This window comes from Coriobacteriia bacterium (assembly GCA_013336165.1).
Classification (GTDB): Bacteria; Actinomycetota; Coriobacteriia; order Anaerosomatales; family JAAXUF01; genus JAAXUF01.
Map to the genome: position 1 here is coordinate 93,303 of JAAXUF010000004.1, position 25,584 is coordinate 118,886.

Below are 25,584 nucleotides of genomic sequence, written 5' to 3' on the forward strand. Positions count from 1 at the left end.
ACAGAGGTTCGTACGACATATCTATTCAGCTCCCTTATGCGTATCTTCCGGCTCGGCCATGAGGCGTGCCATGGCGTCGCCCCCGCTAGCCGGCAGTGGTCCCATACCGAGCTTCTTGCGGGCGGACTCCCTCGGCTTACCTAGGGTTCCGGTCTCCATGAACATCTTGTAGGACTGCGGCACCGATTCCGGCCCCTTGCTGGCGGCAATCGCGAGTTCTTTAAGCTTGCGGAAAGTCTCGGCCATGCCGATGCCTGAGTGGCACAGCTCCTGGCACGTGTAGCACTCGACGCACTTCCAGATCTGGCCGTCTTCGATGACCTGGTCGATCTCGCCGCGCAGGACCTGGCCGATGATCTCGGTAGGCTTGAAGGTCGTGTCGACCTTGCATACCGGGCAGTCGTCCTTGCATGCCGAGCAGTTGAAGCACTTGCCGAGCAACGCCACGTCGAAGTTCTGGGCGATGCGCTTCTTGTCGCTGGCGCGCGCGTTCCACTTCTTCAGGAACGAGTCGACGCTGACGCGGTGCATGTCTAGGCCGATCTCCTCGGGCGTGTGCCCGTAGGTCAGCGCGATGAGTTCGGAGAGGTAGAGCACCGGGACGTGAATGTTCTCGTTGGCGCGCTGCATGGCGGCCTGGTTCAGGTCGAACTGCTGGAAGCAGCTCGGGCACACGACCACGAGCGCGTCGACCTGGTTGTTCTGGAGGTCGTTCAGTTTCCGGCGGCAGAATGCGAGCGAGCTGTCGCGCTCCCCGACGCGGTCGAGCGCTCCGCCACAGCACTGCATCTTCGTGGTGTAGTCGACAACGTTCGCCCCCAACGCCGAGACAATCGCCTCAACCTTAGTGGGATGCAGCGGGTCGTCCCAGCGCACGGCCGGCTGCGGACGCAGCAGGTGGCAGCCGTAGTGGACGGCGATGCGCATGCCCCACAACGGTTTCTTGGCGCCGGATGCGATAACGCCCGCGCCGAGACCATCGGAGAGCCACTCGGCGAAATGAATGACTTGGAGGTCGCCACCATAATGCAGACCCTCGCGCTCAAGACGCTCGTTGATGACGTCGCGCTCGCGCCAGTGAGTCTTGAGGTGACTCTGCGCCTCCTTGAACGTCGAGTAGCACCCGTTGCATGGGGTGACGACGTCCAGGCCGGCCTGCTCGACGAGCGCCAAGTTGCGCGCGGCGGCGGTGTAGAACGTGTCGGGGTCGTTCGCCTTGACCAGCGTCCCTTCCGGGCAGCAGGTATGACCCGCGAGCTCATGAACCTGAGCGCCGAGGTCGTCAAACATCACACGCGTGGCCTTCTCGATGAACGGGAACCGCGCGGGGATCGTGCACCCCCAGAAGACCGCGAACTCCTTCATGCGCGCACACCTTCCAATCACGACCGGATCTCAAGAGACGGCGAAACGAAAAACACCCGCTCAACCCTTGTGGGGTCAAGCGAGCGCCGTTGCTCGCGTCTCTTGGATTCGGTACGCCTTTGTACCGTGCGCGGAGTATAGCATGGGGGTAGTGCGGGGAGGAAATGTGGTGGAAACAGAGTATCTCCGGGACAGCGCAAAGCGACAGTGAATCGCGTTGACGCACGAGTAGTGTACCCGGAATCGATTCTTTGCCGCGTATCCGTTCTAAGGCAGGGTGTGCGTATTCGAGCGGGCGCGGTGCGCGGCCCGCGAGATACCGGAAAACACCAAGAGGGAACATCACCCGCAACAACATCCTCATCGCAAGAAGAGGAGCGGGCCGATTGCTCGGCCCGCTCCATCGCCGCTCAGACTTGTCACTCAACTCGGTGTCAGAGCGTGGCCGCATGCTGTCCGGCAACAAAACCCATGACCGACCCAGCGCCAACACATGAACCAGCGCCGGGATAACCGGCACCCATTACCGAGCCAGATGTGTTCCCGACGGCGTAGAGCCCCGCGATGACCTTGCCCCACACGTCCAGGACCTGAGCCTTCCCGTTAATGCGCAACCCGCCGTTGGTGCCACAGGTGCCCGGACCGTAAAGGGCACCATAGAACGGACCCTTCTCGATCGGCGCTAGGCAGTTATTCTTCAGGTCAGTACGCTTTCCCGTCAGATCGCCACCGGTATTCCGGTCAAAGGCATATTCACCGCGATGCCAGACGGGATCGACACCATTCTTCGCATTCGTGTTGAAGGCCGCAATGGTGGCGGCAAAGCCCGCAGAGTCGATGCCGAGAGCCTTGCATAGGCCCTCAAGCGTGTCCGCCTTCTTCATGTAGGCAGGAACGACACCTTTGTCGGTGTAGCTGGGAGGCAGAGGGTAATTCTGTACGAAGGTCGAATCGCAGATCCAGTATGCGGGCATATTCCGCAGCTCAAAACGGCCGGTATCGTACTCCCAAAACGCGCGGTTGAACACCTGATATGCCGACGATTCATTGCCGATGCGCTCACCGTACTTGTTTACGACGACAGCCCCCGGCTTGCCGCGATACGTCTGCCAGTCACAATCGCCCTTGAGTTTGTCCGGCTCCACTACGAAGAACGGGAGTCCCCAGCAGGAGTTCATGTTGCGCAAATCAGCACCGATCGCCATACCCATCGCATGACCATCCCCGGTGTCGGTCTGAACCGATACGCTACCCTGGATCGGTCCTCGCAGATCACCGACGCGCATGTCTTTGTTGAAGTCGAATCCGCCCGTGCCCAAGATCACGGCCTTAGCCCCGATGTTGATGCTCTTGCCATCCGCACCCGTCGCCTCAACGCCGACTACCCTACCAGTCGCGTCCGTATAGAGCTTCTTGCCAGCGGTCGGCATCATCACTTCGATGCCGAGTTTGTCAACGATGCCACGAATGAGCTTCCATGCTCCGGAACCTGATGTCTTCTTCCCATCGCTTCCGACGATATTGACTGTGCGCCCGAATGGCCGGAAGCCTGGGAATTCGTAGTAGTCTTGGAACATCGCCGGAGCGGTCGCTGCCACCCACTCGTATCCGAACTTGTCCCTGAACCATTCCATCATCTTCGGCCCGTTTGTGAGATAAGAGTCGATCAACTCATCAGAAGACTGTCCTTCGGTGACAGCAACCATGTACTTGCGGGCATCTTCCGGTGTATCAGCTATACCCTTAGCTTTCTGAACGTAGTTGTTCGGTATCCACATGGCACCTCCGGAGATCGCCGTGGTTCCACCAAACAGATCACCCTTTTCGATAATGAGAACCGTCTTGGCGCCGGCATCCTTTGCGGCAATTGCAGCCATTGCGGCCGTGCCGGAGCCGACCACCAGGACGTCGACTTCTTTGTCCCACTTGATTGACGCTATGCCCCCAGCATCGGCCGCCGTGTTCTTTGAGCAACCGCCCAACACGCTCGCGCCAGCCAGCACAGCACCAGCAACTGCTGCGGTCTTGATGAAGCTCCGTCGTTCGATCCCATTCTCAAACATGTGCTTCTCCCATTCATCCTAGTCAGCAAGCCTTCTTTCAAGAGGAGCTACCGCGCACACACCCCCTTCCAGGCGCGCCCCACGTTTTCTCCTGATTGACAGACTCGATTCTGCTCAGTGAGAGAAACATCCACATCATCCGGATCCTCTAGTTCTGGTCTGAGGTCTGGACTTACCCTCGTATGAAACGGATGAGTTGTCTCAAATGGGAATCTGCTATGCTCACTTCGCCATCGCAGACTCAGCGTCGCACATGTCATGGAGGAGACTGTGAGAGTTCATGAAGTACCGTGAGCCTGTGCCGTCTCGGCACATATCATTGAGAACAATGACTGTGCTGACGTTGGGGTTCGCCTCGATCGGCATATGGTTTCAGCTCGTCGGCTACAGCAGCATTCTTACCTTGCCCCCAGACGCGGAACCGCTGCCGTTTGGGCGCATCGCCTTCTTGTCGGCGATCATAGTGGTGATGCTGAGCGGCATCTTCAGACCCGGGTTGATCGACAACCATCATTTGTCACTCCGCTTGGTCATGCCGCCAGTGCTCTTGGCCGGCACTGGTATGTCGCTGCTGGCCTATCATCAGACCTTGGTCCGCCCCTTGAACCTCGCAGTGCCGGGGTGCGCGTTGATGGGCTTGGGATATGCGTGGTTCCTCTTGGCATGGTATCGGGCACTGGTCGCCACCAGAGACGTTCGAACTATCAGCATCATTCTGATGGGCGCGGGTGCGCTACGCCTTGTCATGCCTCTGTTTCTGTCGAGTGGACTTCCGCAGCCATGGCCACTTCTTGCCACAGTGGCGCTTCCCCTGCTCTCCCTCGCCGCTCTCTTCCTGGTAGAGGAGATGCTCGAAGACCAGAGCCAAGTCACGGAAAATCCGGCTCCGCCAGCCATCGAACGTGTGCAGATCATGCAACTTGCGGCTCTCGGCTTCGGTCTCATCGTCCTGCGGGCACTGGGCAGCGGTGGCATCTGGGGCGATAGCAGAATGATCAGCGCCGTCCCGCTCGCACAGACGATACTCGTCTACGGCGCCGGCACGGCAATCTTCATCGGAGTCGGATATGTCACGATAACTCGGCGCGCGATCAAACCGTTGAGCGTCCTTAACCGAGTACCCATGCTCATCGCGATCGCCGGATTTCTCGTCCTGTCATTCCTTCTGCCCAACTATCGTGGTGCGCTCGTGACGGCTGTCTTTGCCGTATTCAATGAAGGCTACTACCAGATGCTCTTCGGGGTCGTCCTGGTGACCAGTGCAGGCGTACTTCGCTTCCCTGCCACTAGGGTACTCGGCGCGACCTTCACTCTCACGTACTCTCTGAGTCTCTTCTGGCTATTCGTATTCGAAAACGCCGCGCCGCTTCCCAACACGATCATGCTCGTGGCCGCCTATGTGTTGGTCATCGTCACCGCTCTGTACTCGGTAAGGAGCACAGAGCCGGCGGACAACAAATGGAGCGCGTGGGAACAGCAGGATGCTTCAAATGCCGATTACTGCGAGGAGTTGGCGGCAGAGTATGATCTCTCGCCACGAGAGAAGGATGTGTTCTGTCTTCTCGCAAAGGGACGTAGCTTGCCGTTCATCCAAGAGGAGTTGTTCCTGTCGGAAGGGACCATTCGGACTCACGTCTCACATATTTACCAGAAGCTAGGGGTCCATTCGCGACAGGATCTTATCAGCATCGCCTCAAGCAAGAACCGCAAGTCGGATGGCGGACTCATCAACTGAGCCCGGAGCACCATCGCGGCCAGAATCGCAGGCAAGTATGCAGCGGCGGCGGCCCTGCAGCTTGTCTGCATCAGGTGCCAGACTCGGCATTTCTTTGGGGCAAGGCCTATCCAACTGCCTCGACGGAATCGGCGAGGTCCATGGAGTGGGTGCCTTCCAAGCGCGCAAGACTGGAAGCGTCTGCGAAACGCCGGCGGCCCGGCATGTCCCTTGTTGCGTCAAAGGCTCCTTGACATCTGGGATCTTGCCGCCATATACACCGGATGGCAATCAGCCCACATGCACTCCCCACACTGCCACAACTCCGAACAGAACCAGCACCGCCCCCGACACTCGGCTGATGCCCGCCACAGTGCGCGATCCGACACGAACGCGCACCAGCGAAACGCCGATGATCAGCGCCACCCACCACGCCAGTGAGCCGAGGGCAACCCCGGCCGTGGCCACCGCAGCAGACGTTGTCCCGTTGCCGGCAGGAAGCACCGCGCTGGCGAACACTGCGACAAACGACATGATCGTCATCGGATTCGCGAGCGTCAGCCCCACAGCCGAGCCGTACAGCGCGGCACTGCCGATACCCCCGTTCGAGTCTGCGACAGCCTCGCCGGATCCCGGCTTCTCGGCAGGGCGCAGCATCGAGCGCAGTCCGAACCAGACGAGCACGCACCCTCCCACAACTTGCAGGGGCATGCGCCAGGAGACCAGCGCCGAGGAAACCGCTGTCACGCCGAAAGCCGCAAGCGCGGCGTAGAGGCCGTCGGCAGTCGCGATGCCGAGGCCCGTTGCCACGCCGGCCTTCGTGCCGCGCTCCAGCGTACGCTGGATGCAGAGCATCCCCATGGCGCCGATCGGCGCCGCGATGGCCGCACCGATCACGAAGGTGCGCACGAAGAGTCCGATGAGCATCATGTCCTTGAACGACTTACCCGGCAAACGGAACGAGAGGCCGCTCGATCGGCGACGACAACACGACTGTCGTATGCGTGCGATCCACCGGACCGATGTTCTTCAGCGCCACGCTGATGAGGTTCTCGAGCCCCTGAGTACCGTCACAGCGGACTTTGAGCAGGTAGTCGTGCTCACCGGTCACATGGTGGCATTCGACCACTTCGGGAATCGCCTCAAGCGCCGTGAGGAACGCGTCCTTGTCGGCGCCATGCGACAGCGTCAGAGAGACGAAGGCGCAGAGATCGAGACCGACTGATGCAGGATCGATCGAAGCCGAGTATCCTGTGATGACGCCGCGCTCTTCGAGGCGTCGCACGCGATCCGCCGTAGACGGGCCGGAAAGCCCGATCTTGGCGGCGAGATCTGTAAACGTAGTGCGGCCATCGGCGGCAAGTGTTTTCAGAATGGTGAGATCCGTGGAATCCATGTGGTCCCCTTCTACGTATGGCACCCATGGAGTCTACTATTACTTGGCATATATGACAATATGCCTACTATGATAAGCCAAACTCGCAAGATTGCCTTCTAGAATTAGATCTCGGCTTCTGCGGCGAGAATGACCGCTTCAGCCATCTCCCGAAGCGTCTTTCGCTTGTCCATCGCGACCTTCTGAAGGCGCTTGAACGCCTCGGGCTCACTCGCCCCCCGTGCCATGAGAATCCCCTTCGCGCGGTCGACAAGCTTCCGAGTCTCCAGACGCTCGGCGAGGTCGGCGACTTCGTTGGCAAGCGAGACTGTCTCGGCGTAACGCGAGATGGCGATAGCCATCGCCGGCAGTATGTCGGCACGCGAGAACGGCTTGACAACGTAGCCCATCGCACCGCCCGCCGCCGCCTGTTCCACATAACTAGCTTGCGAGAACGCGGTTACCATGACCACGGGAGCCAGACGCTCTTCGCCGAGCACCGCGGCGGCCTCGATGCCGCTCACGTTGGGCATATTGATGTCCATGAAGACGATGTCTGGGTGCAGCCTGCGCGCTAACTCGATGGCCTCGGCGCCGTCACGCGCCTCACCGACGACCTCGTGCCCCTCTTCTTCGAGCATCTCGCGCAGGTCCATGCGGATGAGCGCCTCGTCCTCGGCGATCAGAATGCGCACTCGATCAGTCCTCCAGAGTGTCGAACGCAGACGGCTTAGGTTCGCAGTGGGCCAGATCAGGCAGCGGTGCGCGCACCGTGACGGTCGTGCCGCGGCCGCCCGAGAACGTCAGCGTGCCGCGCAGATCGTCCTCGACGACAGTGCGCACGATCGTCAAGCCCAGATTCGCCGAGGTGGCCGGGTCGAAGCCTTCCGGCAGCCCCGCGCCGTCGTCGCGCACGGTGATCACGAGCTCACCCGGAACGCGCCGCATGACGACCTCGACGTGCCCGCTCTGGCGATCCGCGATGCCATGCTCGAGCGCGTTGTGCACGAGCTCGGCCACCGCCAGCGCAAGTGCGGTCGCGGTATGCGCATCCACGTCACCGGTGACGCCTTCGACCGATACTGTGATCGCACTCCCCTCACCCAAAATCCCCCGGCTCACAAGCCCGACGATGGTGCGGGCGGCCTCGGCGAAGTCGACACACTCCTTGTCGCTTCCGGCGAGCAGATCGTGCACGACCGCCATGGAACTCACGCGCTCTGTCGCCTCGGCGAGGGCGTGCCGCGTCTCGACCGACTCGCTGCGGCGTGCTTGGATGCGCAGAAGGCTCGCAATGGTCTGCAGGTTGTTCTTCACGCGGTGGTGGACTTCTCGGATGGTCGCTTCCTTGACCTTGATCTCCTGATCGCGCCGACGAGCCTCGGTTCTGTCCTCGACGAGGACCAGAGCGCCTGCGGGAAGGGCGATCGTGCGATACTCGAAGACACGCCCGCCCACCTCCACGTCTGTCGCCATCGCACGATTGCCGCCTAGGACGGGGACAATTGCGATGCCCGCTCCCGGAAGGATCGTGGCCTTGGAGTCTCTCAGAGTTCCCTCGACGCCGGACAAGCGCATGATGTTCACGGCGTTGGGGCTCGCATAGGTGACCTGGCCCGCGCCGCTCACGCGCATGACACCATCGCCGGCGCGACGTGTGGTCGCAAACGGCCCGCCGGTTCGATAGTCCATGAGCGGCCCGGAGTTCAGCGCCTCGAGCAGCTCCTCCGCGGCATCCATGAACGCGTTCTCCATCGCACCCGGCGACTCAGCGACCGCCTCGGCAAGGTCGCGGATGACCACGGCAAAAGGCTCCGGGGTGCCGATCGGCCACGCCGCGGTACCGTACTTGATGCCGCGCGCCACCCTGCGCCGATCGCCAAAGACCGGACGCTTCGATGCAAGCGCCTCGTACGCCTCGGGTTCCTCCTGGCGATCGAGCGTCTTGCCGTTGCGGCTGGAAGCAAACGGCGCCACGGCCGTGCTGGGGCGCGCGTCAGCCGCGACGGTGAGAAGTTCGTCCGGTCCAAGCACCGCCAGCGCGAAGTCTCCATAGCCCATGTCGGCAATGAGCTGCAGGTTCGCGGCAGCATTTCGCAAATGGACCCGGACGTCTTCAGGGTAGGCCGATATGAGATCGGATGAAGTCATAGAAGAAGTATACGCGCGGAGGGAAGACGAAACAGGTCTGCGAAGCATACAATCCGATAGAAGACCGGGGGCGGAGCGCTGCGCCAATGACCGAGGGGCATCCATGGAGCATGAAGTCTCACCTCTACTGGAGCGGGAATCTCAGCTCAACCTGATCGCGTATTTCGTCATCCTCGCTCTGACCGCAGTTTCGGGTGTGTTGGTGTTCATGCTGATTGCCCGAGTAGAGGTGCCTTCCTTCTGGATCTTCAGCGACAACTGGGTTCGGGCTTTGAGCGTCGCCACCGTCTTCGGAATCGTCATTTATCTCGCCGACCAGCAACGCCGTCTCCAACTGAAGCTGCAGCACTCGTATGCTGAACTTCTGCAGGCTCGCGCCGAGATCATGGCCTCCGTCGACCGGTTCGCGTTCGCTCAGCACGCCGCGGAAATCATGGTCACTCACCCGCAGGACGAGGGGCTTCGGGAACTGTTGAGCCAGGTCGCCGAGCATTTCGGCGCCAACGCATCCGCAGTTGTCGGAGCCGATCTCGAACTGTCCGTAAGAAACGAGGAGTACCGCGAAGCTGCGCGCGACGCCGTGATGAGGGCGTCTATCGAGACTGTGGGCAGAGGCACTCCCCTTACCCTGTCAACATTCGGTGACGGCTCGACGGCACTCGCTGTCCCGCTTCGAGTCAAAGGCCATCTCAAGAATGTGCTGTGTATTTGGCGCAAGTCGGGCAGCTTCCCCGAGCAGACACTTGACGGACTGCAGCTGGTGGCGCGGATCGTCGAGCTTGGCATGGAGAACAGCTCACTTCGCGCTCTCGACGACGAGGACTACGGGGAATCGCAGAATCGGCTTGACGAGACGTGGGACATGCCCCAGTCCGACACGCTATACTGACCGACGGTGTCCGAGCTTCATGCTCGGTGGCCGATATGGGCGAGTGGCGGAATGGCAGACGCGGAGGTCTCAAAAACCTTTGGCCGAGAGGTCGTGTGGGTTCGACTCCCACCTCGCCCACCACGTTTCATCCCGGGAGGCCGATCTCATGACTGGCTCCGATAACGCATCGGATGCCGTCGTGGCCTACCGCCGAGTATCCGAGGAGACCGGCGATTCTCCCGCCGGATCTGCGCCCGCCGCGCGCCCCGCGCGCACGTAGAACGGGGCCGCAGCTCCCACAAACAGCGCGCCGACAAGCCACCCCGCCGAGATTCCGAAGCGACCAGACAGGTAGCCCAGCGCCGGCTGACCCACGCTGCCGCCAACGTCGCCGAAGAGCGAGTCGATCGAAAGCATCGTGGCTCGCTCGGCGGAAGGAATGTGCTCGTTGACAAACCCTGCGCGCAGAGGACCACTCAGTCCAAAGAGCACTCCCCAAAGGAGCCACAGGCCAATCGCCACCAGCGCCGGGCCCACGCCTCGCGCGTGCGTCACCACCGCCACCAGCCCTATCGATGCCGCAATCACCATGCCGGCCGCCGAGTTGAACGCGAGAACCCTGGTCGCACCCGCCGGATTCGCGATGCGCGAACCCACAACTCGGACCAGCAGGTTCCCGCCGATCATCGCAAGCGAGAATACCGCCTGCACGATCCCGAGTAGCCACACATAGTTTTTCCCGAGCAGCTCCAGCACATACGGCTGCCATGAGTAGAAGCTGTAGATGCCGAAGATCCCCGTAAGCAACGAGGTGAAGAGCAGCGGTCGCAGGACCGGGCTCCCCCAGCCCAGCTTCACTCCCGCCGAGAACACGCGCCGCGTCTCCTCTCGGAAGTTGGAGACGTGCAACGCCCTGGGCTTGAAGCCGGAATCGTGCACGAGTGCGGTGACGAGCGCGAAGGCCGCAGCCAGCGCCGCCGCGCGCAAGAGATACGGCCACACAAGGTCAACCTGGCCGAGAAACCCGCCCAGCAGGCTGCCCACCAACGTGGCCGTGCCGAACGCCATCTGTCCCCAGGCAAACACGCGGTTCTTCGAACCCTCCCAGCCGGCGTGGTCGAGCGCATCGACCATCCACGCGTCAACAGCGCCGATCTGGAACGTGAACCCAAGACCCAGAAGCAGGCTGGCGAGGACGAATCCAAGGAGCCCCCAACCGAAGATCGGCACCGCGACATACAGCAGAGTCGACACCACCAGCGTACCGATGGCCAGAAGGTAGGATGCTCGGCGGCCGATCGTGTCGGCGATCACCCCCGTGGGAACCTGGAATATGAACTCGCCAACCGTGAACGCGGTGTTCACAAGCATCACCTGGAAGATCGTCAGCCCGCCGCGCTGAAGGAGGAAGATGGTGTTGACCGCCCATATCAGGGATGACGCGAGCGTGAAGAGCCCGTTCGTCGTAAGGTAGGCGACGAGTATCTTTCGCTGGGTGTATGCGGGCACAGTCACTCCCCATCGGCAGGTAGGGTATACGTTTCACACAGGATGGTTCCCGAGATCGAGGAGAAGCAGTGAGCAGTTCTGAACTTGACCGCAATGCCGACCTCGCCGCTCTGGTCTCGGCGATGCCGAAGGTCGAGTTGCACGTCCACCTCGAGGGAACGCTCGAACCCGAGCAGATGCTCGCACTCGCCCGCCGAAACGGCGTCAAGGTGCCGTTCGCCGACGCTCAGGAGACGCGCGCAGCCTACGACTTCGAAGATCTGCAGTCGTTTCTCGACATCTACTACGCGAGCTGTGCGGTTCTCGTCACGCGCGAGGATTTCCGCGACGTGACGCTTTCCTACCTTCGCCGCGCCGCAAGCGACAACGTCCGCCACGTGGAGCCGTTCTTCGACCCGCAGACGCACACCGCCCGCGGCGTTGCGTTCGACACCGCTATCGCCGGTATCCTCGACGGCCTGGCCGAGGGAGAGCGTGAGTTCGGCATCACCAGCCGCCTCATCCTGTGCTTCTTACGCGACCTGCCGGCCGCAAGCGCCGAGGCCACCCTGCGTGAGGCTCAACCATGGCTCGGCCGCATCGCAGCCGTCGGCCTGGATTCCGCCGAGATCGGCAACCCTCCCGAGAAGTTCGCGGAGGTGTTCGCCCTCGCCCGCGAACTGGGTCTCCTGTGTGTCGCCCACGCCGGCGAAGAAGGTGGCGCCGATCTCGTGACGCGGACGCTCGACGTACTGAAGGTGCGGCGCATCGACCACGGCGTGCGCTCTGTAGAGGATCCGCAGTTGGTAGCCCGGCTGGTCCGCGAAGGTGTCGCTCTGACCGTGTGCCCGTTCTCAAACCTCAAGCTACGGGTGACGCCCACCATCGCCGATTCGCCGCTGAAGGCGCTTCTCGACGCCGGCGTTCGAGTGACCGTGAACTCGGATGATCCCGCGTACTTCGGTGGCTACATCGGAGACAACCTGTTGGCAGCGACCCGGGAGCTTGGGCTCACACGCGACGATCTCCACGCCTTGGGCAGGAACGCTATCGAGGGATCATTCGCCGCCGATGCGCGCAAATCGACGCTCATCGGTGAGCTGGATGCGGTGTTCGCGGGAGCACGCCCCTAGCGCAGTTCGCGCCCCACACTGTCCCGCAGATCGAGCACCCGGCACGACGCCTCCAGCGCGCTGATGCGATAGAACGCTTCCTCGAGCGTGTCGGCGATCGCGAAGGGACCGTGCGAGCGCAGCACCGCAACACTCACGTTTTGCAGCGCAGTGGCGAGCATCTCGGCGGCCTCAGGCGACGCGATCGTGCGGCGTGGCGCCAGAACGGGGACCGACGCACCGATCACGTAGAGCGATTCCGAATCGATGGGCCGAATGTCGTCTTCGATGAGCGAACGAAAGATCGTGTGCGTAGTGTGCGCGTGCACGATCGCCCTCGCGCCGGTGGCACAGTAGATCGCCCGGTGTACCACGAGTTCCCGGCTGCACTCGGCGTCGACGTCGCACTCATCGATCGAGGTCTCGACGAGGTCTCCCTCTGCCAGGCGCCCCAGCATCGAGCCGCGCCGAGTGATGAAGATGCTGTCTCCCGCCCTCACGGACAGGTTTCCGCCATGGCTCGTCACGGCGCCCGAAAGGAACAGGTCCCGGCCGACTCGGGAGAACAGCTCGTAGCGGCTCAGGGACATACTGGTACGCCTTTCAGTCTAGAGCGCCAGGACACGCGCAAGTTGGTGTATCTCGGTGCGCAGCAGATGCTGCGTGTCGTATGCATCGTGCAGCGGATACGCGACCACGTTGGCCGCCTGCAACCCGACGGCAACCCCACTCACCCCGCCGAGAATCGCCTCCACGGCACGCGCGCCCATCCGGCTTGCGAGGAGGCGGTCGAATGCCGACGGCGATCCCCCGCGCTGCACGTAGCCGAGAACGACCGCACGCACCTCGTGCCCGCTTGCCGCGCCGAGTTGCTCGGCGACGGTGAAGGCGTGTCCGGCTCCCTCGGCAAGGATCACCAGCGAATGCCGCTTGCCTCGGCGCGTGCCCACAGCGACGCACTCGACGACCTCGGCCATGCTCCACGGCACCTCGGGCACCAGGATGCAGTCGCCGCCGCACGCGAGTCCGGCGTAGGTCGCTAGGATGCCGCAGCTGCGACCCATGACCTCGATCACGAACGTGCGCTCGTGGCTCGAAGCGGTGTCACGGATCTTGCTGACGGCGTCGCACACCGTGTTGAGCGCCGTGTCGAAGCCAATTGACGTGTCAGTGCCGGCGACATCGTTGTCGATGGTGCCCGGCACGCCCACGACCCGCACGCCGATTGAGTGGAGTTCCTCCGCCGCACGGTAGGAACCGTCCCCGCCGATAATCAGAAGGCCGTCGATGCCTGCCGAGCGCAGAACCTCGGCACCCTGGGCGACACCCTCGGCAGTCTCAAAGCGTGCCGAGCGCGACGTGCCAAGGAACGTGCCACCGCGGTCGAGTACGCCGCCGACATCGCTCACCGCAAGCGGACGCATGCGCCCCTCGAGCAGCCCCTCGAAACCGTGCTCGATGCCGATGACCTCGGCGCCGCGCGCGATGCCGGACCTGACTACCGAGCGGATCGCCGCGTTCATGCCCGGCGCGTCTCCCCCGCTGGTCAGAACCGCGATCCTGGATCGGATATCCGCCATGAGCTCACTCCCCCGGGAGTCTGCAGTACTCGCCTATGTCGCGAAGCCGGTCATACCGGCGAACGAACAGGTCTTCAGGAAGAGTACCCGAAAGTCGGTCGAGTGCGTCGGAAATGGCGACACCCACCGCCGAGATCACGCCGCTAGGATCACGATGAGCCCCGCCGAGAGGCTCCGGGATGATCTCGTCCGCGATGCCGAACTCGTAGACATCCCGTGCCGTCATGCGCAGGCAGGAGGACGCCGCCTCTGCCTGGCCGGAGTCGCGGTAGAGGATCGACGCGCACGCCTCGGGACTGCTCACCGAGTAGTACGAGTTCTCCAGCATGATGAGATGATCGCCAAACCCGATTGCAAGCGCCCCGCCGCTACCGCCCTCGCCGATATCGGCGACGACGATGGGCACCCGCAAGCCGGACAGAAGCTCGATGGACTCTGCGATCGCCCACGCCTGACCGCGCTCCTCGGCTTCGATGCCCGGATACGCGCCGAACGTGTCAAGGAAGGTAACGAGCGGCAGACCGAACTTCTCGGCGAGGCGCATGACGCGCATGGCTTTCCGGAAGCCCTCCGGGTGCGGGCTGCCGAAGTGTCGGCGAATGTTTTCCGTGGTGTTGCTGCCTTTGCGGTGGCCGAGAAACGCGATGCGTTGCTCACCAAGCGTGGCAAGTCCTGCGAACATGGCCTCGTCGTCGCCAAAGAGGCGATCGCCGTGCAGCTCGATGACATCCGTGAATAGCGCCTCGACATAGTGCTGAGTCTTGGGGCGCTCAGGGTGACGCGCGATTTGCACGCGGTCCCACGGAGAAAGCCTGGTGTAGGTCTCAATCCGAAGTTTGGCGATTTCGGCGGCGAGCGAATCAACCTCGGCGGCGAGTTCGGGTGCCTCGGCGAGGCTCAGGCGACGCAGATCTTCGAGCTTCTTCTCGAGGTCGAAGAGTGGACGCTCGAAATCCATAACGTAGCGCGGCTTCACCATCTAGAGAACACCGCCTTTCGTTCCTGCGGCGGAAGGTTCGGCGGAGTCTAGGTAGCCAAGCAGCAGCGAAATGCGGGCCTTGAGCTCGCCACGCGGCACGACGTCATCGATCATACCGTGCTCGAGCATGAACTCGGCGGTCTGGAAGCCTTTGGGCAGCTTCTGGCGGATGGTCTGCTCGATCACGCGCTGACCGGAGAAGCCGATAAGCGCGCCCGGCTCGGCGAGCAGGACGTCGGCAAGCACCGCAAACGATGCGGTAACCCCGCCGTACGTGGGATTGGTGAGAATGGAGATGTAGAGCAGCCCGGCCTCGGCATGTCTGCGGACGGCGGCGCTGGTCTTGGCCATCTGCATGAGCGAGAGCATGCCTTCCTGCATACGCGCGCCACCCGATGCCGCAAAGCACACGACAGGAATACGTTCTCTCGTGGCAAATTCAAAGGCCCTGACGACTTTCTCGCCGACGACCGACCCCATCGATGCTCCGATGAAACGGAAATCCATCGCGACCAGCACGACTTCGCGGCCATCAATGTGGGCGCGACCGGTCATGATCGCCTCATTCAGGCCGCTTTTCTCAGAAGCGCTGGCCACCTGCGCCTCGTAGGGCTTCAGGGCAACGAACTCAAGGGGGTCACACGGAACGAGATCCGCGTCCATCTCGGCGAACAGGCCATCGTCGGCTATGAGCTCGATGCGCTGTGGCGCCGTCAGATCGAAGTGGAAGCCGCAACCGGGGCACACGCGCGCATTGTCGGCGAGTTCACCCTCGTAGATGATCTTGTTGCAGCTCTCGCATTTGACCCAGACGCCATCCGGAACCTCTGCCCCGCCGGCGGCCGGGCGCGATTCAGCGACGCGGGTGTAGCGCTTGTTCTCCCTGGCGGAAAGCCAGTCTGCGATCGACATAGAGTACGCCTGCCTCCGACTCAATATGTACCGACGAGTCTACTATTCCCGAGAGAACCGCTGCGGCACCGCCAGGCTTCCTGTGGAGGGCCGGACGGTGCCGCATGGCGGTTTTGTCGAGTGTGAATCTAGAGCTTGAAATCCTCCGTGCCGTTGAACACCGCAAGTGCGCGGTCGGCGTCGTAATCGCGGAAGGTTATCGCGCTGATCGCCTTGGTGAGACGGACGGCTTCATCCAGCGAGCGCTGGTGGATGTTGCGACCGGTCGCGTTGCCGATGGCACCACCCACGTGGATCTGTTCGTGGAGCTGCGTCAGGAACGTCTTGGCGTCAACCGTCGAGCCGCCGGCGCACACAAGGCCGGTGCGGCCGCTGGAAAGCGCGGCTTCTTTGAGCTTCTCGGCCGATGTGGCGGTGTCGTCACCCTTGGGCGGGTTGACCTTCACGAAGTCGGCGCCCAGGCAGGCCGCGGTACCGGCAGCACCGGCGATGAGGTGCGCGTCCTTCTCGTTGGCGACTGCCTTGCCCCGCGGGTACATCCACAGCACGACGATGAGGCCGTTGGCGTGCGCATCGGCGATGAGTTGGCCGGCCTCGGCCATCATGGTCGACTCGTACTCCGAGCCCAGGTAGATCGTGTAGCCGATACCGACAACGTTGACGCCGTTGTCGCGCAGGTCGAGCACCGTCTGGATGTCGTAGAGCTGGGGCGAATACGGATCGTCCTGGTGCTTCTCGGGATTGGTCGAAGTCTTCACCAGGTGCGTCTTCGAGTTCATCTTCACGAGGTAGTTGATGTCCGGATAGTCAGCGGCGTACTGCGCGATGAGGCCGCGCTGGCCGGCAAGGACGCCAATGACGCCCTGCTCGCCGATGCGGAACAGGTGCTCGGGCTCAGAGTCCGCCGCGTCGATTCCCTCACCGAAGAAGTCGTCGTTTAAGTGCTCGATCTTCTGGTCGCACGCGAAGAGCATCAGGCGGCCTGTGCCCTGAGTCGCGGCAAGATAGCTTCCGATGTAGGTGTCGACGGCGACATCCGGCACATCGGCCGGGACGCGGACAAGGTCACGGTTGATCTTCGGCATAAGGGTCCTCCTTGAGAATCGATGACGTAGTACTTGTGATGACGCCTACATTGCCACCAAGGCGCAGTATGAAACCATGGAACAGGTTACGCGAAGCAGGCCGCGGATGGAAGCGAGCGAGGCTCATCGGCACGATCAGGCCAGCGACTTGCGCATCGTGCGGTGGGCGATACCGGTGAGTTCGCTCGCGAACTCCGGCCCCTCGAAGAAGTAGCCCAGCTTCTCGTAGAAGCCGTAGGCGGTGTAGCGTGCGTTGAGCCAGAGTTCCTCGGCGTCTTGCGAGCGAGCCAGGTCCTCGAGCGTCTGCATCAGCAGTCGGCCCACCCCTTGGCCGTGCGCGTGCGGGGCAACCATCACCTGGCGCACTTGACGGCTGACGCCTCCCGCCACCGGCAGCAAGCGTGCGGTGCCCAGAATCCGTCCGCCCTCATCGAGCGCCACAGCGAACTGGCTGCCATGCGCAGGGTGGTACCATTCGGCATCGCGCGCGACTCCAAATGGCCCATATAAAACGTCGTAGGAAAGGTCGAGGACCTCGCCGAAACGAGGCCAGTCGTGGGTGACGATGACGATATCGGTGAAGGGCATCCGGTCTCCGGGATCGGGTTGGAGGCGAATCCAGAACTGAAGCGCACACGGTGTACATGATACCGCCTAGCGCGAACGTCAACCGTTAAATCCATTGGTAATCGGCATGCGCCGGTCCTTGCCAAAAGACTTCGACGTGATCTTGACGCCGATCGGCCCCTGGCGCCGCTTGTACTCGGCGACATCGGTCATGCGCACAACGCGGTCGACCGTCTCGGCGTCGAAACCTTGCGCCGAGATCTCGTCTCGGCTCTCGTCGTGCTCGACGTAGCGCCGCAGAATCTCATCGAGCACGGGGTACGGCGGCAGCGAGTCCTGATCGACCTGACCTGCCCGCAGCTCGGCCGAGGGCGCCTTGGCCAGAATCGCCTCGGGGATCACGGGGCTGCGGCCTTGCGTGTTACGCCATCTCGCAAGCTCGTAGACGTGCATCTTGAATACGTCTTTGATGGGAGCGAATCCTCCCACCATGTCCCCATAGAGCGTCGAGTATCCCACCGAGAGCTCGCTCTTGTTGCCGGTTGCCAGCGGAAGCCACCCGAACTTGTTCGACAACGCCATCACCAACGTGCCGCGCACGCGGGCCTGCAGATTCTCCTCGGCGACATCGGGCTGTGTGCCCGAGAACGGCCCGGCCAGAGTATCAAGGAACGCCGAGAACGGACCCTCGACCGGCAGCTCAAGCGTGCCGATGCCGAGCGCCTCCGCCAGCGCGACTGAGTCGCTCACGCTGCCTTCCGACGAGTAGCGGCTTGGCATGAGGATGCCGTGGACGTGATCAGCGCCCAGCGCGTCGGCGGCGATTGCCGCGACCAACGCGGAGTCGATGCCACCCGAGAGTCCGAATACCACGTCCGTGAAGCCGTTCTTGCGCGCGTAGTCGCCAAGCCCGAGACAGATCGCCGAGTAGACCTCGGCCTCAGGCTCCAGCGTGGGCGCCAGGTAGTGCGACACGCCTTCGCAGGTTCCAGGCGTGAAATCGGCGATGACGAGGTCCTCCTCGAACGCCCTCCCGCGCGCGATCACTTCGCCGTCTGGCGAGATCACGACGCTGCGGCCGTCGAAGACGAGCTCGTCCTGCCCGCCGACAAGGTTGCAGTACACCAGCCACACGCCGTTGTCGCGCGCACGCGCGATGAGCATCTCCTCGCGCTCGCGTCCCTTGCCCATATGGAAGGGCGACGCCGAGATGTTGAGCACAACGGAAGCTCCAAGTTCGGCGGCTTCTTCGACCAGCTCGGGAACCCACACGTCCTCGCAAACAGTGGTGGCAAAAACGCCCCCGCCCAACTCGGCGAGATCGGGTGCGTCGCCCGGCACGAAGTAACGGTGCTCATCGAAGACTCCGTAGTTGGGGAGCCGGCGCTTGTGGTAGACGCGCACCACGTCGCCGTCCTGACACAGCGCAGCGGCGTTGAAGAGCATGCCGTCAACCCGATCGACGAATCCCAGAATCACAGGCTTGGTGCATGCGCGGGCGACGGTTGCAAGCGCCGCCAGATTCTCGTCGATGAAGTGGTCCTTGTGGACAAGATCCTCCGGAGGGTAGCCCGTCAACACGAGTTCCGGGAACAGCGTGATCTGTGCTCCGGCCTTCTCGGCGCGTCGAATGGCGTGAAGTACACGGCCGACATTGCCGTCGATATCGCCGACGGTCGAATTGATCTGGGCGAGCGCAACGCGCATCGGCTACTCCCGTGTTCCTCGGCGGCCTCGTGAAGCTTGTGGCCATTACTCATGATAAGTCTACCTGACTCAGGCTCGCGTAGCGCTTAGCTTGGTTGAGACCGCCTCCCCGAGCGGTCTCAACACCTCCGGATAACGCTACTTACCTGCGGCGTTTCCAGGTTTGGCATCAATATCGCTGTTCACCGCTTCGGCCGCCGCCCACGCAACGCTAAGACTGCGGAATTGACTCGGGCGGATCGGCACGGTTCAAGGTTCCGGCTGCGTCCGCCGAGTACGGCCTTGAGGCGTCTTAGTCCCCGGCGAAGGGCGCCCGCGAATGGAGCACCTCAAGTCTGTACGACGGCCGGCGAGAATGCGCCGGCTCCTGTTTGTTCTCCCCCTCTTGGTGTCCGTTCTACTGGCCGGAGCAGTGATTCCGGCTCAAGCAATCACCCGCGATGAAGTGCTCGCCCGAGCCACATCGTGGGTCGATCGACAAGTCCGCTACAGCCAAACTTCCTATTTCGAAGGCTATCGGCAGGACTGCTCAGGCTTCGTCTCGATGGCCTGGGGCGCAGGAACCTCCTTCACCACGTACTCTATGAGTTCGTACTCGCAGCGCATCTCGAAAGACGAGCTTCAGCCGGGTGACGCCATCCTCACGAGCCCTGGGCACGCCCTCCTGTTTGCGGGCTGGCTCAACGACAGCCATAGCCAGTACGCCGCCATGGAAGAGTCGACGTGGGGCTATCCGGCTCAGTCGACCACCAAGAACTGGACCTTTGCCAGCGTCGCGCGCCGTTTCAACAACATCGAAGAACCCGCACCCGTAATCCAGCCTGTGGTGGCACCCGTGCCTGAGCCTGTTGCTGCGCCGCCTTCGTCGACGCCCACAGAAGCGGCGCCGATTGCTGTGAGCGGAGTGCGGTTGATCCCCGTGGTAGCCTCTCTTCCTCGATCGATGAGTGGCAACCCGACTGCGGACCTCGGGCCGCAAACGTTCTCTTAGCCTACTTGAGTTCTAGCCACTTCGTGAGGAAGAGGTGCACGACGACGATCATTGCCACGGCGATTGCCGAGACGGAGAGCATCGAGTCCCAAGTGAGCGCGAGTGTCACCAAGGCGATTACCACGACCAGAAGCGGCATAAGAGTCATGACGACACGCGGCCAGTCTGGCCGGCCGGCCGAGCAGACTGTAGGCGATGGTTACGGCGACGACCAGGACGAGCCAGAAGGCCAAACCGACGAGGAATGCGAATACGCGGTAGGGTTCGGGAATCATTTCGGTCTCCATGATGTAGATGAAACAATCATCGGCCTAGTTGCTGTTCGGCTGACCACAGCAGCTGATACGTAAAACCAGTCAGCTCGGGCTGTAGAAGATCATCAAGCACGGCACCTGTGAAGAAGATCTGCGGTACCATTATCGACCTTCGGGGAAGCCGAAAGATCCCGGCACCTCCCAGCCCTGCCGTCTTGAACGCCCACTTGTCGATTCGATATGGAGGCTCGTTGGGGCGCAAACGCCGCATTACCGACTCGTTTTCGTCAAGCACATCTCGCACCTCAAGCACGTTGAATATGAAATACTTCTCACCCCCACAAACCACAGGTAAGAACTCTCCATACTTGGCAAGAAGCGGACCAAGCGCTTTCGCAGCTCGCTCAGACATGGCAGGACAAAAGAAGCACGGAAAATCGGTCTTTTTGAGTTTTCGACGCCCTTCCCTCTCGAGTATCTCGCCCTCAAGCGGGTTCCATTTGTCAACAACGGATTCGCCGTTTTGGATCGAAAGCCGGACACTTGGGTCAGCGTCCGGAATGAGAAGTAGGGCCGCCGTTTCGATGGACGACACCCACTCATAGATCTCAGCAATCGGTCTATCTGAGAGAGCAGGGGACGAGTCAAGACACCTCGATACCTGCCGCAAATCGGGCAGGCTACAGCCGGCCCTTTCAAACTCGTGGACAGCATCTTCGGTAAGAAAGATAGCCGTCGGCATAGACGCCAGTCTGAAGATCCCGTTCTTCCCCACCAACCTATCATCAAAGCAAAGCGATTGAACCTCGACGATCAAACCGCCCTCAAGTCGCACACTTGACCGGGATGGATCATATGCCTTCTCATTCAGAATGTTGGTAACATTGAGTGCCCAATAGGCTTTTTCGCCTTGCACGTTCAGTCTCACAATCTGACCCCAGCGGCTCAGATACTTGGCCATTCGCCTGTGTATCTCATGATCGAAAACGAACACCCACGGAAATCGAACGGGATAGGTCTCGTGCCGACCTCCCGATCCGCCTATCGTTGATAGATACATCTTGGGCGATTTCCACGCCCCTAGCCTCTCACCGTCGAAGCTGCGGAAGCTCTCAAAGACATCGAACATCCCGTCATCATCCTCATCGACGGCCTGGAGCACTCGTCGATCGAAACGATCCGATGGTTCCAGCACAAATACGCTCATCGAGTGGTGCACATGCAATCCTCGCTCTGTCTGCCCCTAGAATCCGCCATTGCCCAGAATAGTCGACGCACAAAACTATAGTCTAGCGAAGAACTGGCCGTGCACCGCATCGGCGAGCTCGGCGGCGAATTTGCGGAGAGAGTCCAGATCGTCCTGGCGCCGGACGATCGCGCTGCCAACGACGACGCCATCGGCAATGCGGGCCACAAGCGCTGCCTGCCCGGGTGTTGAGACGCCAAAGCCTACGGCAACCGGCAGGGGCGTCGCGGCCTTGACCCGCACGACAAGATCGGCGAGTTCGCTAGGCAGGTCCGCTCGCTCGCCGGTGACGCCGGTGGTCGACACGCAGTAGACGAACCCGCGTGAAGCCTGGCCCACTCGAGCGAGGCGCTCGGGGGTTGAGGTCGGCGCCGCCAAGAACACAGTGTCGATCCCGTCAGACGCGGCAAGCCACGGGCCGGCCATGTCGGGCGGCAGATCCGGCACGATCACCCCGCCGATCCCGGCCCCCCTCATCGCCGATCCCACCGCGGGCATCCCCACGCGCATCAGCGGATTCAGGTACGTCATCAGCGCCACGGGCGGCGCATCTGCACCTGCGGTCGCAATGAACTCGCCGGCCAGATCGATGGTCTCGGCGAGGCCGAAGCCGCCCGGGTTTGCGCTGCGTGCGACCTCGGCGGCTTCGCGGATGACCGGACCGTCGGCAAGCGGATCGGCATACGGCACACCGAGCTCGATGAGATCGGCGCCCGCCTCGGCAAGCGCACGCAGGGCCGCAAGCGATCCCGCACGGTCGGGATAGCCTCCCATGACGTATGCCACGAGCGCCGGCCGGCCGTGCGAGAACGCTCGCGCGAGACCCGGACTCACAGGCCGGCCTCGCGCACGATGTCGATGTCCTTGTCGCCGCGGCCCGAGACCGTGACCACGACTACGCCTTCCGGCCCAAGTTCGGCCGCAAGGCGAGGCAGGAGCGCAAGCGCGTGCGACGACTCGATGGCCGGGATGATGCCTTCCGTACGAGTGAGCTGCGAGAATGCCGCGAGCGCCTCGGCGTCGGTGACCGCTTCGTAGCGAACGATGCCTTCGTCCTTGAAGAACGCGTGCTCGGGTCCGACCCCCGGATAATCGAGCCCCGCCGAGATCGAATACGCCTCGAGGGGATTGCCGGCATCGTCTTGGAGCAGGTAGCTGTAGAAGCCGTGGAGGATGCCCGGCGTGCCGAGCGACATCGATGCGCCGGTCCTGTCGGTATCCAGACCCAGCCCGGCGGCCTCCGCTCCGAACAGCAGCGGGCGCTTCTCGGCAGGCACCGTCGCCACGAATGGGTAGAGCGTGCCGATGGCGTTGCTGCCACCGCCGATACAGGCCACGACAGCATCCACGCGCTCGACGTGCTTCTCGGCGAGCTGGGCGATGATCTCGGTGCCGATCACACTCTGGAAGTCGCGGACGATCATCGGGTATGGGTGCGGGCCGACGGCGCTGCCCAGCACATAGAACGTGTCCTCGACGCGCTCGACCCAGTGGCGCAGCGCGGCCGTGACGGCGTCGGACAGGGTGCCCTGGCCGTCGGCCACCGGGATGACCTCGGCGCCCAAGAGGCGCATCTTGTAGACGTTGAGCGACTGGCGGCGAATGTCCTCCGTGCCCATGAAGACGGCGCACTCGAGGTCCATGAGCGCGGCTGCGGTCGCGGTTGCGACGCCGTGCTGGCCTGCGCCTGTCTCGGCGATCACGCGCTTCTTGCCCATGCGCTTGGCGAGTAGGCACTGGCCAAGCGTGTTGTTGATCTTATGCGCCCCCGTGTGACACAGGTCCTCGCGCTTCAGATACACGGCCGCCAGGCCCACAGCCTCGGCGAGACGGTCTGCGCGGTAGAGCGGCGTGGCGCGGCCGACATAGTCGCGCAGCAACAGATCGAGTTCGGCAACGAATGCGGGATCGAGGCGAGCGGATTCATAGGCCGCGGTAAGCTCCTCGAGGGCGGGAACCACCGTCTCGGGCACGAAGCGCCCTCCGTACGGGCCGTAGAAGCCGGCTGCGTCCGGTCCCGAGTAGACGCTTCCGGCTGAGGGGAACAGCTCGCTCATCGTGATTCTTCCTTCCGGTCGGCCGCACGCACGGCGGCACAAAGTGCACGCACTTTCTCAGGATCTTTGACGCCGGGCGACGACTCGACACCAGAGGAGACGTCGACGGCGAACGGATGGAGCGCCGCGATGCACTCCCCCACGTTTCCGGCGTTCAGGCCGCCCGCAACATAGAAAGGAGCCCAACCGGGCAGCTCGCCGATGGTATGCCAGCTGAACGTTTGCGAGGTACCGCCCGCCTGCCCCGCCACATACGTGTCGAGAAGGAGTGCGTCAACGTGCCCCCGGTAGGGCTCCAGCTGGGCTGTATCGAACTCCGTGCCAACCCGAAACGCCTTCACGACGGACGCAGGCGCGACAGCGCAGTTCTCCGGCGACTCGTCCCCGGAGAACTGCACCGCCGAGAGGCCACACAGCGTTACAGCGCGTGCAACCTCCTCGGCAGGCGCGTTCACGAAGACGCCGACGCGTTCTACTGCGGGCGGCACCGCCGAGAAGATCTCGGCCGCGCGAAGCACGTCGACCTGCCGTGGCGAAGGCGCGAAGACGACGCCGATCGCGTCGGCTCCGGCCGCCACAGCAAGAGCGGCGTCCTCGGCGCGGGTGATCCCGCAGATCTTGATTCGCGTTCGGCGAGACATCGGGTCCTCTCCTGAGCCCCGGCTAGGGCTATTATTCCGGCTCGCAGAGCGTCGAGCCGGCGGCGTAGTCGTAGTCGATGAGGCTTCCCGACAGGTACTGCTGGTAAGCTGACAGGTCGAAGTGGCCGTGACCCGACAGGCAGAACAGGATCGTCTTGTCCTCACCGGCCGCCTTTGCTGCGAGCGCCTCATCGATCGCAACGCGGATTGCGTGCGAGCTCTCGGGTGCGGGCAGAATGCCCTCGGCGCGGGCGAACTGCACCGCGGCGTCGAAGCATGCGACCTGATTCACCGCAACGGCCTCCATCTCGCCCTCGTGCATGAGCGCCGAAACCAGCTGAGAATCGCCGTGATAGCGAAGCCCGCCGGCGTGAATCCCCGCCGGCACGAAGTCGTGACCCAGCGTGTACATCATCATCTGTGGAGTCATGCCGGCCTCGTCGCCTAGATCGTAGCGGTACTCGCCGGCAGTGAGCGTCGGACACGCCTTGGGTTCAACAGCGAGCAAGCGCGTCTTGCTCTTGCCCTGCAGCCGGCGGTAGTAGTAGGGGAATGCGATGCCGGCGAAGTTGGAGCCGCCGCCGACGCAGGCAATAACGACATCAGGCTCGGCCTCGGCCATCTCCATCTGCAGAATCGCCTCTTGGCCGATGATCGTCTGATGCAAGCACACGTGGTTCAGGACGGAACCCAGCGCATAGTGCGTGCCGGGGTCCTTAAGGGCGACTTCGACAGCCTCTGAGATTGCGATGCCGAGCGAACCGGTCGACTCCGGGTTCATCTCAAGCACATGGCGGCCAGCGTCGGTAAGGTTTGTCGGCGAGGAGTGGACCGAGGCGCCGTAGGTCTCCATGAGGTTGCGGCGATACGGTTTCTGGTCGTAGGAGACCTTGACCATGAAGACCTCGACGTCGATGCCGTAAAGCGCACCGGCGATTGCGAGAGCGCTGCCCCACTGGCCGGCACCCGTCTCGGTGGAGATCTTCTTGATGCCCTCGAGTTTGTTGTAGTACGCCTGCGGAATGGCGGTGTTGGGCTTGTGCGACCCGGCAGGACTCACACCTTCGTACTTGTAGAAGATCTTGACGCCCTCGGGGAGGCCGAGGTCCTTCTCAAGCTGCAGCGCGCGGTTCAGCGGCGACGGACGATACGTCTTGAACACATCGATGACCGCGCCCGGAATGTCGATGAACCTCTCCTGCGACACTTCCTGCATCACGCATTCCATCGGGAAGAGAACCGAGAGCTGCTCGGCGGTGGCTGGGTTCCCGTCAGGTCCGAGCGACGGCGGAACCGGGTTGGGTAGATCCGGCTGGATGTTGTACCAAACCGTGGGGATGTCCTTCTCGTCGAGCATGAACCTTGTCCGGTCTGACATGATTTCGAGCTCCTCTCGTAACTGATCGCCTAATGAATCGTCCGCCGT

At 62.6% G+C, this 25,584-nt stretch carries 24 protein-coding genes and 1 tRNA gene; 5 read left to right on the forward strand and 20 right to left on the reverse strand.

Annotation, left to right across the window (positions count from 1 at the left end; genetic code table 11):
* Positions 1 to 21: 21 nt before the first annotated feature.
* The gene (locus HGA39_04510; protein NTW28608.1) at positions 22 to 1,365 is read right to left on the reverse strand and encodes a hypothetical protein; all 1,344 of its coding nucleotides are present in this window, start codon (positions 1,363 to 1,365) and stop codon (positions 22 to 24) included.
* Between the two features lie 434 nt (positions 1,366 to 1,799).
* Complete coding sequence (locus HGA39_04515; GenBank protein ID NTW28609.1) at positions 1,800 to 3,428, reverse strand: FAD-binding protein; 1,629 nt, start codon at positions 3,426 to 3,428, stop codon at positions 1,800 to 1,802.
* Positions 3,429 to 3,708: 280 nt separating this feature from the next.
* Between HGA39_04515 and HGA39_04520 the strand changes: the two genes are divergently transcribed.
* A complete protein-coding gene (locus tag HGA39_04520) occupies positions 3,709 to 5,163 on the forward strand; it encodes a response regulator transcription factor (protein ID NTW28610.1) in 1,455 nt (484 codons plus the stop codon).
* Positions 5,164 to 5,433: 270 nt separating this feature from the next.
* Here HGA39_04520 and HGA39_04525 read toward each other — a convergent pair whose 3' ends face one another.
* The 4 genes from HGA39_04525 to HGA39_04540 form a co-directional block, all read right to left on the reverse strand.
* On the reverse strand, positions 5,434 to 6,069 hold the full coding sequence (locus HGA39_04525) for a LysE family transporter (protein ID NTW28611.1): 636 nt from the start codon (positions 6,067 to 6,069) through the stop codon (positions 5,434 to 5,436).
* Between the two features lie 16 nt (positions 6,070 to 6,085).
* Positions 6,086 to 6,538: an Lrp/AsnC family transcriptional regulator gene (locus HGA39_04530; protein NTW28612.1), complete on the reverse strand. Its 453-nt coding sequence runs from the start codon at positions 6,536 to 6,538 to the stop codon at positions 6,086 to 6,088.
* Between the two features lie 104 nt (positions 6,539 to 6,642).
* Positions 6,643 to 7,173 carry a response regulator gene (locus tag HGA39_04535; GenBank protein ID NTW28613.1) on the reverse strand — a complete coding sequence of 177 codons (531 nt, stop codon included), beginning with the start codon at positions 7,171 to 7,173 and terminating at the stop codon, positions 6,643 to 6,645.
* 43 nt (positions 7,174 to 7,216) lie between these two features.
* Positions 7,217 to 8,668 carry a hypothetical protein gene (locus HGA39_04540; protein NTW28614.1) on the reverse strand — a complete coding sequence of 484 codons (1,452 nt, stop codon included), beginning with the start codon at positions 8,666 to 8,668 and terminating at the stop codon, positions 7,217 to 7,219.
* Positions 8,669 to 8,771: 103 nt separating this feature from the next.
* Between HGA39_04540 and HGA39_04545 the strand changes: the two genes are divergently transcribed.
* The gene (locus HGA39_04545) at positions 8,772 to 9,557 is read left to right on the forward strand and encodes a hypothetical protein (protein NTW28615.1); all 786 of its coding nucleotides are present in this window, start codon (positions 8,772 to 8,774) and stop codon (positions 9,555 to 9,557) included.
* A 37-nt stretch (positions 9,558 to 9,594) separates the two neighbouring features.
* Positions 9,595 to 9,680 (forward strand) — tRNA-Leu (locus tag HGA39_04550).
* Positions 9,681 to 9,743: 63 nt separating this feature from the next.
* On the opposite strand, the gene HGA39_04555 is transcribed toward HGA39_04550, so the two are convergent.
* Positions 9,744 to 11,048 (reverse strand): MFS transporter, encoded by a 1,305-nt coding sequence (locus HGA39_04555; protein NTW28616.1) that lies wholly within the window; start codon positions 11,046 to 11,048, stop codon positions 9,744 to 9,746.
* Positions 11,049 to 11,170: 122 nt separating this feature from the next.
* Here HGA39_04555 and HGA39_04560 point away from each other — a divergent pair, with 122 nt between their 5' ends.
* The gene (locus HGA39_04560; protein ID NTW28617.1) at positions 11,171 to 12,160 is read left to right on the forward strand and encodes an adenosine deaminase; all 990 of its coding nucleotides are present in this window, start codon (positions 11,171 to 11,173) and stop codon (positions 12,158 to 12,160) included.
* On the opposite strand, the gene HGA39_04565 is transcribed toward HGA39_04560, so the two are convergent.
* From HGA39_04565 to HGA39_04595, 7 genes are all read right to left on the reverse strand, one after another.
* Entirely contained in the window at positions 12,157 to 12,729 is a 573-nt protein-coding gene (locus HGA39_04565) for a fuculose phosphate aldolase (GenBank protein ID NTW28618.1), read from the reverse strand. The genes HGA39_04560 and HGA39_04565 overlap by 4 nt on opposite strands.
* 18 nt (positions 12,730 to 12,747) lie before the next feature.
* Positions 12,748 to 13,719: a 6-phosphofructokinase gene (pfkA, locus tag HGA39_04570; protein ID NTW28619.1), complete on the reverse strand. Its 972-nt coding sequence runs from the start codon at positions 13,717 to 13,719 to the stop codon at positions 12,748 to 12,750.
* A 4-nt stretch (positions 13,720 to 13,723) separates the two neighbouring features.
* Positions 13,724 to 14,677: an acetyl-CoA carboxylase carboxyltransferase subunit alpha gene (locus HGA39_04575; GenBank protein NTW28620.1), complete on the reverse strand. Its 954-nt coding sequence runs from the start codon at positions 14,675 to 14,677 to the stop codon at positions 13,724 to 13,726.
* Between the two features lie 21 nt (positions 14,678 to 14,698).
* Positions 14,699 to 15,610, reverse strand: a complete 912-nt coding sequence (locus tag HGA39_04580) for an acetyl-CoA carboxylase carboxyltransferase subunit beta (protein NTW28621.1) — start codon at positions 15,608 to 15,610, stop codon at positions 14,699 to 14,701.
* Positions 15,611 to 15,738: 128 nt separating this feature from the next.
* Entirely contained in the window at positions 15,739 to 16,695 is a 957-nt protein-coding gene (locus tag HGA39_04585; protein NTW28622.1) for an aldolase, read from the reverse strand.
* A gap of 135 nt (positions 16,696 to 16,830) precedes the next feature.
* A complete protein-coding gene (locus HGA39_04590) occupies positions 16,831 to 17,283 on the reverse strand; it encodes a GNAT family N-acetyltransferase (protein ID NTW28623.1) in 453 nt (150 codons plus the stop codon).
* A gap of 78 nt (positions 17,284 to 17,361) precedes the next feature.
* Complete coding sequence (locus HGA39_04595) at positions 17,362 to 18,969, reverse strand: NAD+ synthase (GenBank protein NTW28624.1); 1,608 nt, start codon at positions 18,967 to 18,969, stop codon at positions 17,362 to 17,364.
* A gap of 319 nt (positions 18,970 to 19,288) precedes the next feature.
* Here HGA39_04595 and HGA39_04600 point away from each other — a divergent pair, with 319 nt between their 5' ends.
* Positions 19,289 to 19,960, forward strand: a complete 672-nt coding sequence (locus HGA39_04600) for a hypothetical protein (GenBank protein ID NTW28625.1) — start codon at positions 19,289 to 19,291, stop codon at positions 19,958 to 19,960.
* 1 nt (position 19,961) lies between these two features.
* Here HGA39_04600 and HGA39_04605 read toward each other — a convergent pair whose 3' ends face one another.
* The 6 genes from HGA39_04605 to HGA39_04630 all read right to left on the reverse strand — a co-directional run bounded on the left by HGA39_04605 (position 19,962) and on the right by HGA39_04630 (position 25,536).
* Positions 19,962 to 20,108, reverse strand: coding sequence for a hypothetical protein (locus tag HGA39_04605; protein ID NTW28626.1), 147 nt, complete (start codon positions 20,106 to 20,108; stop codon positions 19,962 to 19,964).
* A gap of 155 nt (positions 20,109 to 20,263) precedes the next feature.
* Positions 20,264 to 21,421 carry a hypothetical protein gene (locus HGA39_04610; protein ID NTW28627.1) on the reverse strand — a complete coding sequence of 386 codons (1,158 nt, stop codon included), beginning with the start codon at positions 21,419 to 21,421 and terminating at the stop codon, positions 20,264 to 20,266.
* Between the two features lie 75 nt (positions 21,422 to 21,496).
* The gene (locus HGA39_04615; protein ID NTW28628.1) at positions 21,497 to 22,294 is read right to left on the reverse strand and encodes a tryptophan synthase subunit alpha; all 798 of its coding nucleotides are present in this window, start codon (positions 22,292 to 22,294) and stop codon (positions 21,497 to 21,499) included.
* A complete protein-coding gene (gene trpB / locus HGA39_04620; GenBank protein ID NTW28629.1) occupies positions 22,291 to 23,517 on the reverse strand; it encodes a tryptophan synthase subunit beta in 1,227 nt (408 codons plus the stop codon). Before trpB ends, HGA39_04615 begins: the two co-directional genes overlap by 4 nt.
* Positions 23,514 to 24,158: a phosphoribosylanthranilate isomerase gene (locus tag HGA39_04625; protein ID NTW28630.1), complete on the reverse strand. Its 645-nt coding sequence runs from the start codon at positions 24,156 to 24,158 to the stop codon at positions 23,514 to 23,516. Before HGA39_04625 ends, trpB begins: the two co-directional genes overlap by 4 nt.
* Before the next feature lie 31 nt (positions 24,159 to 24,189).
* The gene (locus HGA39_04630; protein NTW28631.1) at positions 24,190 to 25,536 is read right to left on the reverse strand and encodes a TrpB-like pyridoxal phosphate-dependent enzyme; all 1,347 of its coding nucleotides are present in this window, start codon (positions 25,534 to 25,536) and stop codon (positions 24,190 to 24,192) included.
* Positions 25,537 to 25,584: the final 48 nt, after the last annotated feature.

Excerpts from the sequence above, each read along its gene's own strand:
- HGA39_04510 (NTW28608.1), bottom strand. The coding sequence starts at position 1,365 with ATGAAGGAGTTCGCGGTCTTCTGGGGGTGCACGATCCCCGCGCGGTTC.
- HGA39_04530 (NTW28612.1), bottom strand. The coding sequence starts at position 6,538 with ATGGATTCCACGGATCTCACCATTCTGAAAACACTTGCCGCCGATGGC.
- HGA39_04585 (NTW28622.1), bottom strand. The coding sequence starts at position 16,695 with ATGCCGAAGATCAACCGTGACCTTGTCCGCGTCCCGGCCGATGTGCCG.
- HGA39_04580 (NTW28621.1), bottom strand. The coding sequence starts at position 15,610 with ATGTCGATCGCAGACTGGCTTTCCGCCAGGGAGAACAAGCGCTACACC.
- HGA39_04565 (NTW28618.1), bottom strand. The coding sequence starts at position 12,729 with ATGTCCCTGAGCCGCTACGAGCTGTTCTCCCGAGTCGGCCGGGACCTG.
- HGA39_04625 (NTW28630.1), bottom strand. The coding sequence starts at position 24,158 with ATGTCTCGCCGAACGCGAATCAAGATCTGCGGGATCACCCGCGCCGAG.
- HGA39_04610 (NTW28627.1), bottom strand. The coding sequence starts at position 21,421 with ATGAGCGTATTTGTGCTGGAACCATCGGATCGTTTCGATCGACGAGTG.
- HGA39_04520 (NTW28610.1), top strand. The coding sequence starts at position 3,709 with ATGAAGTACCGTGAGCCTGTGCCGTCTCGGCACATATCATTGAGAACA.
- HGA39_04545 (NTW28615.1), top strand. The coding sequence starts at position 8,772 with ATGGAGCATGAAGTCTCACCTCTACTGGAGCGGGAATCTCAGCTCAAC.
- HGA39_04575 (NTW28620.1), bottom strand. The coding sequence starts at position 14,677 with ATGGATTTCGAGCGTCCACTCTTCGACCTCGAGAAGAAGCTCGAAGAT.
- HGA39_04595 (NTW28624.1), bottom strand. The coding sequence starts at position 18,969 with ATGCGCGTTGCGCTCGCCCAGATCAATTCGACCGTCGGCGATATCGAC.
- HGA39_04560 (NTW28617.1), top strand. The coding sequence starts at position 11,171 with ATGCCGAAGGTCGAGTTGCACGTCCACCTCGAGGGAACGCTCGAACCC.
- HGA39_04540 (NTW28614.1), bottom strand. The coding sequence starts at position 8,668 with ATGACTTCATCCGATCTCATATCGGCCTACCCTGAAGACGTCCGGGTC.
- HGA39_04600 (NTW28625.1), top strand. The coding sequence starts at position 19,289 with ATGGAGCACCTCAAGTCTGTACGACGGCCGGCGAGAATGCGCCGGCTC.
- HGA39_04605 (NTW28626.1), bottom strand. The coding sequence starts at position 20,108 with ATGACTCTTATGCCGCTTCTGGTCGTGGTAATCGCCTTGGTGACACTC.
- HGA39_04590 (NTW28623.1), bottom strand. The coding sequence starts at position 17,283 with ATGCCCTTCACCGATATCGTCATCGTCACCCACGACTGGCCTCGTTTC.
- trpB (NTW28629.1), bottom strand. The coding sequence starts at position 23,517 with ATGAGCGAGCTGTTCCCCTCAGCCGGAAGCGTCTACTCGGGACCGGAC.
- HGA39_04630 (NTW28631.1), bottom strand. The coding sequence starts at position 25,536 with ATGTCAGACCGGACAAGGTTCATGCTCGACGAGAAGGACATCCCCACG.
- HGA39_04515 (NTW28609.1), bottom strand. The coding sequence starts at position 3,428 with ATGTTTGAGAATGGGATCGAACGACGGAGCTTCATCAAGACCGCAGCA.
- pfkA (NTW28619.1), bottom strand. The coding sequence starts at position 13,719 with ATGGCGGATATCCGATCCAGGATCGCGGTTCTGACCAGCGGGGGAGAC.
- HGA39_04525 (NTW28611.1), bottom strand. The coding sequence starts at position 6,069 with ATGCTCATCGGACTCTTCGTGCGCACCTTCGTGATCGGTGCGGCCATC.
- HGA39_04535 (NTW28613.1), bottom strand. The coding sequence starts at position 7,173 with ATGGACCTGCGCGAGATGCTCGAAGAAGAGGGGCACGAGGTCGTCGGT.